Genomic DNA, 11,038 nt, shown 5'->3' on the forward strand with positions numbered 1-11,038 from the left:
CCGCTAGCATCGGTACACGCGCCTCGGCGCAACGACGAAGGGAGCACCGTGACCGACGATCGAATCGACGACAGCACCGCTACGACCTCCGACCACAGCACCGATGCGCCGCACGGCGGCGCGACGGCCGAACAGGACACGACCGGGACCCCCGTGCAGTACGGCGTCGGCCCGTTCTCGGTGCGCGAAGTGGCGCTGATCGCGGTGTGGGTCCTCGCCTTCGTCGTGTCGTTCTTCTCGCTGTACCACGACCCGCGACTCGAGGCAGGCCTGGGACTGGGCGGCTCGGTATGGAACGCCGGCCTCGACTGGATCCTCACCATCGGCGTGCCGACGGTGGCGGTCTTCCTCATCGTGCTGCGCCGCTTCTCGCCCGACGGCATCCGCCGGGTCGGCTCGCTCGGCATCGACCAATTCGCCTCGGTCGCCTTCTCGGTGTCGGCGACGGTGTGGCTCGCCGCGCTGTGGACGAACGTCGCGCGGGGTGTGCAGTCCGGCATCTGGCTGAGCAGCTGGGTGGTGTGGGTGGAGTTCTTCCTCATGCTCGCCGGAGTGGTGCTGACGGTGTTCGCCCCGCTCATCCCGGCGCTGGCGGAGGACTTCCAGCACCGCCGCGAAGTGCCCGCGCACCGTAACGCCCGCCCCCTGCGGCCGGTGACCCCCCGTCCGCGGACCCCGCGTCCTGCTTCCTCTCATGAGGCGCAGCCTGCTGACGCGGCCGGCGCCACCCCTCCCGCCGCGGTTCCCGCAGGGTATGCCTCCGCGCCGGGAGGTTCCGCACCGGCGCCCCGGTACGACGTTCCGGCCGATGACGCGTCGCGCGACGCCTCCGCGCCCGCAGGCACCCCTGCCGACGACGTCGCCGCCTTCGGCGAGAACCCCGATGTCGAGCGGTCCTACGACGATGAGCCGTTCGCGTCCGCCGCGGTCGTCGACGACGGGGAAACCGAGGCGGTCATCGTGACCGATTCCGAGGAGGCCGTCATCGTCTCCGCGCCGGACGACGTCGACGAGACCGCCGCACTCTTTGAAGATGCCGGTCCCGCTTCCGCCGCCACCGAGCCGTTCTGGGCCCTTGTGCCGGTCGAGCGCGACGTGGTCGACGACCAGGGGATGCCGCTGTTCCGCATCGGCCCCACGGCGTGGGCGCTCGTCATCGAGGACCGGGACGAGACGTTCGTCGTGCGTCACGAGGACGGCCGGGTCGGCTACCTCCACGACACCTCCGGCGTCACCCGAGGCTGAGCGCCCCGGCTGAAGCGCCTCGTCGCGGGGGCCCCGCGCCCAGGCGGCCCGCGCCGAAGCCCTCACCACGGCCGCACAGTTGGTGCATGACGTGGCGGGCCGAGGCGAGGCGGCGCTGCGCGAACAGGCCGAGCGCTTCGACGGGGTGTCCGGTCACGCCGTTCGCGTCCCCGACGCGCACCTGGACGAAGCCCTCGCGACCCTCGACCCGACGGTGCGCGCCGCCCTGGAAGAGGCGATCCGCCGCGTGCGTGAGGCCTCGGCCGCACAGGTGCCCGCGTCCGCGGTCGTCACACCGGCGCCGGGCGCACGCATCGAGCAGCGGTGGCGCCCGGTGCGCCGCGCCGGCGTCTACGTTCCCGGGGGCAAGGCGGTGTACCCGTCGAGCGTCGTCATGAACGTCGTGCCGGCGCAGGTCGCCGGGGTGAGCGATGTCGCCCTGGCCTCGCCGCCGCAGCGTGAGCACGGCGGGCGGGTGCACCCGGTGATCCTCGCCGCAGCGCGGCTGGTCGGCGTCACCGAGGTGTACGCGATGGGCGGCGCCGGCGCGATCGGCGCGTTCGCCTACGGGGTGGAGGACATCGGGCTCGAGCCGGTCGATGTCGTCACGGGGCCCGGCAACAACTTCGTCGCGGCCGCCAAGCGCGCCGTCGCCGGGGTCGTCGGCACCGATTCCGAGGCCGGTGCCACCGAGATCCTGATCGTCGCCGACGACAGCGCCGACCCCGTGCTGGTCGCCGCGGACCTCATCAGTCAGGCCGAGCACGATGAGCAGGCCTCGGCCGTCCTCGTCACCGACTCCGCCGAGCTGGCCGACGCCGTCGCGGCATCCGTCGCCGAGCGCGCGGGGCGCACCCTGCACGCCGAGCGCATCGCGGCGGCCCTCGCCGGCCCGCAGTCGGCGATCGTGCTGGTCGACGACATCGCCGCCGCCACCGCGTTCAGCAATGCGTACGCGCCCGAGCACCTCGAGCTGCACCTCGCCGCCCCCCGGATCGACGACTTCGTCAACGCGGGAGCGGTGTTCGTGGGCGCGGCGTCGCCGGTGAGCCTGGGGGACTACCTGGCGGGAAGCAACCACGTCCTGCCCACCGGAGGCCAGGCGCGCTACGCCGCAGGGCTCTCGGCCTCGACGTTCCTGCGGCCGCAGCAGATCATCACCTACGACCACGACGCCCTGGCCGCCGTGGCCGACGCGATCGTCGCGCTGGCCGACGCCGAGGTGCTCCCCGCACACGGCGAAGCGGTGACCGCCCGGTTCGAGGGTTAGTCTTTCTCTGCCATGCACTGTCCTTTCTGCCGTCATCCCGATTCCCGCGTCGTCGACTCGCGCACCAGCGACGACGGCCTCAGCATCCGCCGGCGGCGGCAGTGTCCCCAGTGCGGCGGACGGTTCTCCACGGTCGAGACGGCGAGCCTCAACGTCATCAAGCGCTCCGGTGTCATCGAGCCGTTCAGCCGCGAGAAGGTCATGTCAGGCGTGCGCAAGGCCTGCCAGGGTCGGCCGGTGACCGAAGGCGATCTGGCGATCCTCGCGCAGAGCGTCGAGGAGGCGGTGCGCCAGACCGGCTCGTCGCAGATCGATACGAACGACATCGGACTGGCGATCCTCGGGCCGCTGCGCCACCTCGACGAGGTCGCCTACCTGCGGTTCGCGAGCGTCTATCAGGCGTTCGACTCCCTCGAGGACTTCGAGGCGGCGATCGCGCAGCTGCGCGCCGATCACGCCGCCGGCGTGATGAGCGCCGCCGCCGCCGCGGACTGACACCCGCAATCGGCGGCTCTAGGCTGGAGGGGATGTATCCGCTCCTCTTCCGCACCGTCCTGTCCCGCATGGATCCCGAGACCGCGCACCACGCGGCGATGACGGTGATCCGCCTGCTCGGCACGCGGCCGCTCGCCCCGCTCGCCCGGCGTCTGACCGCGCCCGCCCCCGAACTGCGCACGCAGGCGCTGGGGCTCACGTTCGATTCCCCGTTCGGGGTGGCCGCGGGCTTCGACAAGGACGTCACCGGCGCCGCGGGCCTGTGGGCGCTCGGCTTCGGCCACGTCGAGGTGGGAACGCTCACCGCTGTGCCGCAGGAGGGCAACCCGCGACCGCGGCTGTTCCGGTTGATCCCCGACCGCGCCGTGGTGAACCGGATGGGCTTCAACAACCATGGCGCGGCGGCGGCGGCATCCCGCCTGCGCGCGCTGCGGCGCCGCTCGAAGCGTGCGGTGCTCGGCGTCAACATCGGCAAGAGCCGCGTCGTCGACGTCGAGGACGCGACCGCGGACTACGTCACCAGCACCCGTCTGCTGGCGCCGCTGGCGGACTACCTGGTCGTGAACGTCTCGTCGCCGAACACCCCGGGTCTGCGTGGACTGCAGGCCGTCGAGACGCTGCGGCCGCTGCTGGCCGCCGTCCGCGAGGCAGCCGGCGACACCCCGCTGCTGGTGAAGATCGCGCCGGATCTGCCCGACGACGAGGTGCAGGCGATCGCACGGCTCGCGGTCGACACCGGCCTTGCGGGGATCATCGCCACGAACACGACGATCTCCCGCGAGGGACTGGTGACGGATGCCGACGTCGTCGCCGCCGCAGGTGCCGGCGGGCTGTCGGGTGCGCCGCTGAAGCAGCGGTCACTCGAGGTGCTGCGGCTGGTGCGCGCGGTCGTCCCCGAGGAGTTCTGCGTGATCTCGGTCGGGGGAGTGGAGACCGCTGTCGACGTGCGTGAGCGCCTGGCGGCGGGAGCGAACCTCGTGCAGGGGTACACCGCGTTCCTCTACCGCGGCCCGCTGTGGGCGCGGCAGATCAACCGCGGTCTCAGGGGTGCTGGCCGCGCTTGACCTGAGGCTTGGGCAGCCGCATGAAGCGCATCTGGATGGTGCGCATCGCCGCATACCAGCCCAGGCCCTTCTCCATGCGGGCGGCACCGAAGCGCTCCTTGGCCGCCTTCTTCACCCGGATCGAGGTGATGATCATGTCGCCGATGACGAACATGATGAAGATCCACAGGCCAACGAACGACCAGTAGGTGATCGCGGCGATCGGGATGAAGGTGAGGACGATGACCAGGAGCATCATCGGCATCACGGCCTCGCCGAGGTGCCAGCCCGCGTCGACGAAGTCACGGGCGAACTTGCGCTGCGGCCCCTTGTCGCGGGCGGGAAGATAACGGTCCTCGCCGTTGGCCATGCCGACGCGGGCCTTCTCGCGGGCGGCGGCGAGTTCGGCCTTCGCGCGGGCGCGGGCCTCTTTGGTGTCGGCGACGAGGGGGCGCTTGCGCGCTGCTTCGCGCTCGGCACGCGACGGGGTGGGGCGGCCCTTACCGGGTCCGGCCTGCTCGGTGGGCGTCGCGAGCGACGAGTCCTTCGGCGCGGGGGTGGGGGTGTTGGCCACGGGGATCCTCTGGATAGTGCGAAAAGCGGGTTGACCTAAGATTACCCGCATGACCTCCGAGCTGTCCCGACCCGATGCGGTGCGTGCCGCCGCCACCGCCGCCGTTCCCGCCGCCCTGGCCGATCTCGGGTCGCTCGTGCGCATCCCGTCGATCGCCTTTCCCGGCTTCGACCCGGCCCAGGTGCGTCGCAGCGCCGAGGCGGTGAAGGAGCTCGCCGAGGGCCTCGGGATCTTCGACCGCGTCGAGATCCGCGACGCGGCCATCCCCGGCACCGACGAGCGGGGGATGCCGGCGGTGCTCGCCACCCGCGCAGCCCGCAACGGCCGCCCCACGATCCTGCTCTACGCGCACCACGACGTGCAGCCGGTCGGTGACGAGTCGCTGTGGGAGTCGACGCCGTTCGAACCCACCGTGCGCGACGGGCGCCTCTACGGCCGCGGCGCCGCCGACGACAAGGCCGGAGTGATGGCGCACATCGGCGCCCTCCGCGCCCTCACCGAGGTTCTCGGCACCGACTTCGATCTGGGCGTCGCCCTGTTCATCGAGGGCGAGGAGGAGGCGGGCTCGCGCTCCTTCGCCGCCTTCCTGCACGACAACGCCGACGCGCTGCGTGCCGACGTCATCGTCGTGGCCGACTCGGGCAACTGGGACTCCCGCACGCCCGCCCTCACGGTGTCGTTGCGCGGCAACGCGCGCTTCACCCTCACGGTGCGCACACTCGACCACGCCTCGCACTCCGGCATGTTCGGCGGCGCCGTGCCCGATGCGATGATGGCGACGATCACGCTGCTGTCGACGCTGTGGGATGCCGACGGCGGCGTCGCCGTCGCCGGGCTGGGTCACCGTAACGCCGAGACCCCCGAGTACGGTGAGGCCACGCTGCGCGACGAGGCGGGACTGCCCGAGGGGGTTTCGCCCATCGGCGGGGGCACGATCCTCAGCCGCATCTGGAACAAGCCGTCCATCACCGTCACCGGCATCGATGCCCCGAGCGTCGTGAACGCCTCGAACACCCTCAGCCCCGAGGTGTCCGTCGTCATCAGCACGCGCGTCGCCCCGGGACAGTCGGCCCAGGAGGCGTACGACGCTCTCGAGGCGCACCTGCGCGCCCACGCGCCCTTCGGCGCCCAGCTGACCTTCTCGGACGTCGACTGCGGCGACGGGTTTCTCGTCGACGGCGACGGCTGGGCCGTCGCCGACGCCCGCGCCGCCCTCGCGGAGGGCTATGGCGTCGACCCGGTCGACATCGGCGTCGGCGGATCGATCCCCTTCATCTCGGACCTGGTGCGGGAGTTCCCCGCCGCGCAGATCCTCGTCACGGGCGTCGAGGACCCGCACGCGCGGGCGCACAGCCCCAACGAGTCGCTGCACCTCGAGACGTTCCGCAACGCCCTCGTGTCGGAGGCGCTGCTGCTGGAGCGTCTCGACGCCCGCACCGCCTGATCCGAGCCCGTTCCCCAGAGGGCAGGCGTAGAATCGTGCCATCTGCCGCCCTCCAGCGGCCCGAACCACGGGAGAGCACATGACCGACACCGCACAGCCCGTCGCCGAGGTCGCCCGCGACCACGGCGTCTCGCTCACCGACGCCGCCGCCGCAAAGGTCAAGAGCCTGCTCGACCAGGAGGGCCGCGACGACCTGCGGCTTCGCGTTGCGGTGCAGCCCGGCGGCTGCTCCGGCCTCATCTACCAGCTCTACTTCGACGAGCGGTACCTCGACGGCGACAAGACCGTCGACTTCGACGGCGTGGAGGTCATCGTCGACGACATGAGCGTCCCGTACCTCGATGGCGCCATGATCGACTTCAAGGACACCATCTCCGAGCAGGGGTTCACCATCGACAACCCCAACGCAGCGGGCAGCTGCGCGTGCGGCGACAGCTTCCACTGATCTGAAGGTTTCGCGAGCGAACGTCCGGCGGCTCCGGTGCTGATCAGCACCGGAAACCCGCCGGACGACGCGTATCAGGACCTGAATGGTTGGCCTGAATCCCGTGTGACCTTGCCCTAGACTGAGTTGGTCATACCCGCGTCCGGAAAGGTGCACCGTGCGATCAAAACGCCGCCTCCGCTGGGCCGTCGTCCCGTTGGGAGCAGTCACGGCGATCACTCTCGCCGCCTGCACGCCTACGGAGCTCAACGGCTATCTCCCCGGCTTCGTGGAGGACGGTACGCCAGCGACCAACCAGGTCGACATGGTCTCCGGCCTCTGGGTCACCTCCTGGATCGTGCTCCTCGTCGTGGGCATCGTCACGTGGGGTCTCATGGGCTGGGCGGCCATCGCCTACCGTCGTCGCCGCGGCCAGACCGGTCTGCCGGTGCAGATGCGGTACAACATGCCGATCGAGATCTTCTACACGGTCGTGCCGCTGATCCTCGTCATGGGCTTCTTCGCCTTCACCGCGCGTGACCAGGCGATCCTCGAGACCCAGTACGACGACCCCGACGTGTCCATCACGGCCATCGGCAAGCAGTGGTCGTGGGACTTCCAGTACAACGCCGAAGACGGCGATGAGGACGACGCCGTCTGGACGATGGGTGTCCAGGCGCAGGCCGCTGCGAACGGTGACATCGACCAGGCCGCCCTGCCGACGCTCTACCTGCCGGTCGACAAGACCGTGAAGATCCAGCTGCAGTCGCGCGATGTGATCCATTCGTTCTGGATCATCGACTTCCTGTACAAGAAGGACATGTACATCGGCAAGGACAACTACTGGTCCTTCACGCCCACCCGCGAGGGCACGTACGCCGGCAAGTGCGCCGAGCTGTGCGGCGAGTACCACTCGATGATGCTCTTCAACGTGGAGGTCGTCAGCGAGGCCGAGTACGACGAATACCTCGAGACCCTGCGCGACGCGGGCCAGACGGGTGACATCAACGAGGCTTACGACCGCCTGCAGAACCTGCCGGGCACCGGGGCATCGTCAGAGGGAGACGACTGATATGGCGACGACGCTCGAGGGCACCGAACGCACCCGCACCACCACCCTTCCTCCCCGCCAGGCCGCGCTTCTGAGCTCGTCCCGCGTGGAGCAGAAGGGCAACCTGATCGTCAAGTGGATCACCTCCACCGATCACAAGACCATCGGGTACATGTACCTGATCGCGTCGGTGCTCTTCTTCCTGCTCGGCGGCGTGATGGCGCTGATCATCCGCGCCGAGCTGTTCGAGCCCGGCATGCAGGTCGTGCCGACCATGGAGCAGTACAACCAGCTGTTCACGATGCACGGCACGATCATGCTGCTGATGTTCGCGACGCCGCTGTTCGCCGGCTTCGCCAACGCGATCCTGCCGCTGCAGATCGGTGCGCCCGACGTGGCGTTCCCGCGTCTGAACGCCTTCGCCTTCTGGCTGTTCCTCTTCGGGTCGCTCATCGCGATCTCGGGCTTCCTCACCCCGCAGGGCGCGGCATCCTTCGGATGGTTCGCGTACCAGCCGCTCGCCAACGCGAGCTTCTCGCCGGGCGCGGGCGGAAACCTGTGGATGCTCGGCCTGGGCATGAGCGGCTTCGGCACGATCCTGGGTGCGGTGAACTTCATCACCACGATCGTGACGATGCGCGCCCCCGGTATGACGATGTGGCGCATGCCGATCTTCACCTGGAACACGCTGATCACGAGCATCCTGATCCTGATGGCGTTCCCGGTGCTGGCCGCGGCCATCCTGTCGGCAGCCTCGGACCGCATCCTCGGCTCGCACATCTTCGACCCGCAGAACGGCGGCGTGCTCCTCTGGCAGCACCTGTTCTGGTTCTTCGGTCACCCTGAGGTGTACATCATCGCGCTGCCGTTCTTCGGCATCGTCTCGGAGATCTTCCCGGTGTTCAGCCGCAAGCCGATCTTCGGATACAAGACGCTCGTCTACGCCACCATCGCCATCGCTGCGCTGTCGGTCGCCGTCTGGGCGCACCACATGTACGTCACCGGTGCCGTGCTGCTGCCGTTCTTCGCGCTCATGACGATGCTGATCGCGGTGCCGACAGGGGTGAAGATCTTCAACTGGATCGGCACGATGTGGCGAGGGTCGATCACCTTCGAGACCCCCATGGTCTTCGCGCTCGGCTTCCTGGTGTCGTTCGTCTTCGGTGGTCTCACCGGCGTCATCCTGGCGTCGCCGCCGCTGGACTTCCATCTGTCCGACTCGTACTTCGTGGTCGCGCACTTCCACTACGTGGTCTTCGGCACCGTCGTGTTCGCGATGTTCGCCGGCTTCTACTTCTGGTGGCCCAAGTGGACCGGCCGCATGCTCAACGAGCGTCTCGGCTACGTGCACTTCTGGTTGCTGTTCATCGGCTTCCACATGACGTTCCTCGTCCAGCACTGGCTGGGTGTCGACGGCATGGTCCGCCGCTACGCCGACTACTCGGCCGCTGACGGCTGGACGTGGGAGAACCAGGTTTCCACCGTGGGTGCGATGATCCTCGGAATTTCGATGCTGCCGTTCTTCCTGAACGTGTGGATCACCGCCCGCAAGGCGCCGCGCGTCACGGTCAACGACCCGTGGGGCTACGGCGGATCGCTGGAGTGGGCCACGAGCTGCCCGCCGCCGCGCCACAACTTCACGTCGATCCCGCGCATCCGCAGCGAGCGGCCCGCATTCGACCTGAACCACCCTGAAGCGGCCGTGCCCGTGGGCGTCGGACCGGCGAAGGATGCCCCCGATGCGCCCGTTGTCGACGTCAACGAGGGAGAGGTGAAGTAGGCATGAAGACGAACGTCAACCTCTGGTGGCTCCTCGCGGTCTTCTTCCTGATCGTCGCCGTCGTCTACACGGGGTGGAACATCATCGCCCACCCCAGCCTCCCGTGGAACCAGGCCATCGAGTGGGTCGGCACCGTGGCGCTGTTCTTCTCGGTGTTCATGGCCGCTCTCATCGGCTTCTACGTGAGCCGCGTGCACAAAGCCCAGGGCGGCGAGCTGCCCGAGGACATCCTCACGGCCGACATCGATGACGGTGACCCTGAGCTGGGCGAGTTCAGCCCGTGGTCGTGGTGGCCCATCGTGCTGGCCTTCTCGGCTGCGCTGGCCATGATCGGCTTCGCCGTGGGCACGTTCATGATCCCGATCGGCCTGGCCGTGTTCGTGGTCGCCCTCGTGGGCTGGGTCTTCGAGTACTACCGCGGCTACTTCGCCCGCTGATCATCCTCATGCCGGCTCGCCTCAGAGCCGCCGCCGTCTCGGACGTCGGTGAGTTCCGCACCGTCAACCAAGATGCCGCCTTCGCGGCATCCTGGGGTGCGGGCGTCGCCGACGGCGTCGGTGGCGGCCCTGCAGGCGATTTGGCGTCTGCGGCGCTGCTCCATCGCCTCGTGGTGGGCGCCGGTCCCATGCGTGACGCGGAGCAGCTGGCGGAGCGCGTGCGCTGGGCGAACTGGGACATCGGCGCCCATGCGCGCCGCGATCCCGCCCTCGTCGGCATGGCGACCACCTTCACCGGGCTGTGGCTGAGCGAAGCCGGCTCGCTGCTCCTCGCCCATACGGGGGACTCCCGCGCCTATCTGTGGCGCGACGGCGCTCTCAGCCGGCAGACCCGCGACGACTCCCTGGTGCAGGCGCTGGTGGACCAGGGGATCCTCAGTGCCGAGGAGGCCGCCGTCGATCCGCGCCGCAACATCATCACCGCCTCGCTCGGAGGTGGCGAGGAAGACGTCATCAGCGTCGCCGAGCTCGAACCGGTCGCGGGCGATCGCTGGCTGCTGTGCAGCGACGGCGTGAGCGACTACGTGCCGTTCGACGAACTCGCCCGCCTTCTCGAGCTCGCACCGACCCCTGAGCGGGCAGCGGAGTGGGTCGTGCGGGTGGCGCTGGATGCCGGCACCCGCGACAACGCCACGGCGGTCGTCTGCGACGTGAGCACGGCGCCCAGCGGCACCGTGGCGGATGCTTCCGTGCGTTTCGCTGGCGCCGCCACCGCGCGGTTCGCCGAAGGGCTCGAGAGCGCCTGACACGGCTCACCGTCCGCGCGCGGTCGTGTCCGTCGTGATCAGCGCACCACCGTGGTGAGCGGATCGAGCGTACGGGGGAGCGGACCGTCGTCGTTCTCGATCGGCTGCCCCTCGCGCGCCCAGTACTCGTAGCCGCCGATCATCTCGCGCACACGGAAGCCTGCGGCGGCGAATTCCCGGGCGCCGCGCGTGCCGGCGTTGCACCCGGGACCCCAGCAGTAGACGACGACGGGCACGGCGCTGTCGAGTTCGCCGCGTGCCCGTGCGGGGATGTCCCGGTAGGGGAGGTGGATCGCTCCCGGAATGCGGCCCTGCGCCCATGCGGCGTCACTGCGCACATCCACCAGGACGAAGCTGTCTCCGGCGCGCTGCGCGGCGTAGACGTCGGACGGGTCGGTCTCGTGGGCCAGTCGCGCGGAGAAGTGGGCGTGGGCGTCGGGGGAGGTCATGGGTCGACGCTAGGGGATCG

At 69.7% G+C, this 11,038-nt stretch carries 11 protein-coding genes and 1 pseudogene; 10 read left to right on the forward strand and 2 right to left on the reverse strand.

Annotated features, from left to right (window positions below):
* Window positions 1–48: 48 nt before the first annotated feature.
* From NQ165_RS00210 to NQ165_RS00225, 4 genes and pseudogenes are all read left to right on the forward strand, one after another.
* A complete protein-coding gene (locus NQ165_RS00210) occupies window positions 49–1,245 on the forward strand; it encodes a hypothetical protein (RefSeq protein ID WP_257530120.1) in 1,197 nt (398 codons plus the stop codon).
* Between the two features lie 31 nt (window positions 1,246–1,276).
* Window positions 1,277–2,515: pseudogene (gene hisD / locus NQ165_RS00215) on the forward strand (histidinol dehydrogenase); the annotation flags it as partial.
* A gap of 12 nt (window positions 2,516–2,527) precedes the next feature.
* Window positions 2,528–3,010: a transcriptional regulator NrdR gene (gene nrdR / locus NQ165_RS00220; protein WP_257530122.1), complete on the forward strand. Its 483-nt coding sequence runs from the start codon at window positions 2,528–2,530 to the stop codon at window positions 3,008–3,010.
* A 32-nt stretch (window positions 3,011–3,042) separates the two neighbouring features.
* Window positions 3,043–4,074, forward strand: coding sequence for a quinone-dependent dihydroorotate dehydrogenase (locus NQ165_RS00225; protein ID WP_257530124.1), 1,032 nt, complete (start codon window positions 3,043–3,045; stop codon window positions 4,072–4,074).
* On the opposite strand, the gene NQ165_RS00230 is transcribed toward NQ165_RS00225, so the two are convergent.
* The gene (locus NQ165_RS00230; protein WP_257530126.1) at window positions 4,052–4,627 is read right to left on the reverse strand and encodes a DUF3043 domain-containing protein; all 576 of its coding nucleotides are present in this window, start codon (window positions 4,625–4,627) and stop codon (window positions 4,052–4,054) included. The genes NQ165_RS00225 and NQ165_RS00230 overlap by 23 nt on opposite strands.
* Window positions 4,628–4,676: 49 nt before the next feature.
* Here NQ165_RS00230 and NQ165_RS00235 point away from each other — a divergent pair, with 49 nt between their 5' ends.
* The 6 genes from NQ165_RS00235 (at window position 4,677) to NQ165_RS00260 (ending at window position 10,569) form a co-directional block, all read left to right on the forward strand.
* Window positions 4,677–6,071 carry a dipeptidase gene (locus tag NQ165_RS00235; RefSeq protein ID WP_257530128.1) on the forward strand — a complete coding sequence of 465 codons (1,395 nt, stop codon included), beginning with the start codon at window positions 4,677–4,679 and terminating at the stop codon, window positions 6,069–6,071.
* A gap of 79 nt (window positions 6,072–6,150) precedes the next feature.
* Complete coding sequence (gene erpA / locus NQ165_RS00240) at window positions 6,151–6,516, forward strand: iron-sulfur cluster insertion protein ErpA (protein ID WP_257530130.1); 366 nt, start codon at window positions 6,151–6,153, stop codon at window positions 6,514–6,516.
* 157 nt (window positions 6,517–6,673) lie between these two features.
* On the forward strand, window positions 6,674–7,567 hold the full coding sequence (gene coxB, locus NQ165_RS00245; RefSeq protein ID WP_257530133.1) for a cytochrome c oxidase subunit II: 894 nt from the start codon (window positions 6,674–6,676) through the stop codon (window positions 7,565–7,567).
* Window position 7,568: 1 nt separating this feature from the next.
* Window positions 7,569–9,326 carry a cytochrome c oxidase subunit I gene (ctaD, locus tag NQ165_RS00250; RefSeq protein WP_257530135.1) on the forward strand — a complete coding sequence of 586 codons (1,758 nt, stop codon included), beginning with the start codon at window positions 7,569–7,571 and terminating at the stop codon, window positions 9,324–9,326.
* A 2-nt stretch (window positions 9,327–9,328) separates the two neighbouring features.
* Window positions 9,329–9,763, forward strand: a complete 435-nt coding sequence (locus tag NQ165_RS00255) for a cytochrome c oxidase subunit 4 (RefSeq protein WP_257530137.1) — start codon at window positions 9,329–9,331, stop codon at window positions 9,761–9,763.
* Window positions 9,764–9,771: 8 nt separating this feature from the next.
* Window positions 9,772–10,569, forward strand: a complete 798-nt coding sequence (locus tag NQ165_RS00260) for a PP2C family serine/threonine-protein phosphatase (RefSeq protein ID WP_257530139.1) — start codon at window positions 9,772–9,774, stop codon at window positions 10,567–10,569.
* Between the two features lie 38 nt (window positions 10,570–10,607).
* Here the strand turns inward: NQ165_RS00260 and NQ165_RS00265 are convergent, their stop codons facing one another.
* Window positions 10,608–11,018 (reverse strand): rhodanese-like domain-containing protein, encoded by a 411-nt coding sequence (locus NQ165_RS00265; protein WP_257530141.1) that lies wholly within the window; start codon window positions 11,016–11,018, stop codon window positions 10,608–10,610.
* Between the last annotated feature and the right edge of the window lie 20 nt (window positions 11,019–11,038).

This window comes from Microbacterium sp. zg.Y1084, from assembly GCF_024623595.1.
Taxonomy (GTDB): Bacteria; Actinomycetota; Actinomycetes; order Actinomycetales; family Microbacteriaceae; genus Microbacterium; species Microbacterium wangruii.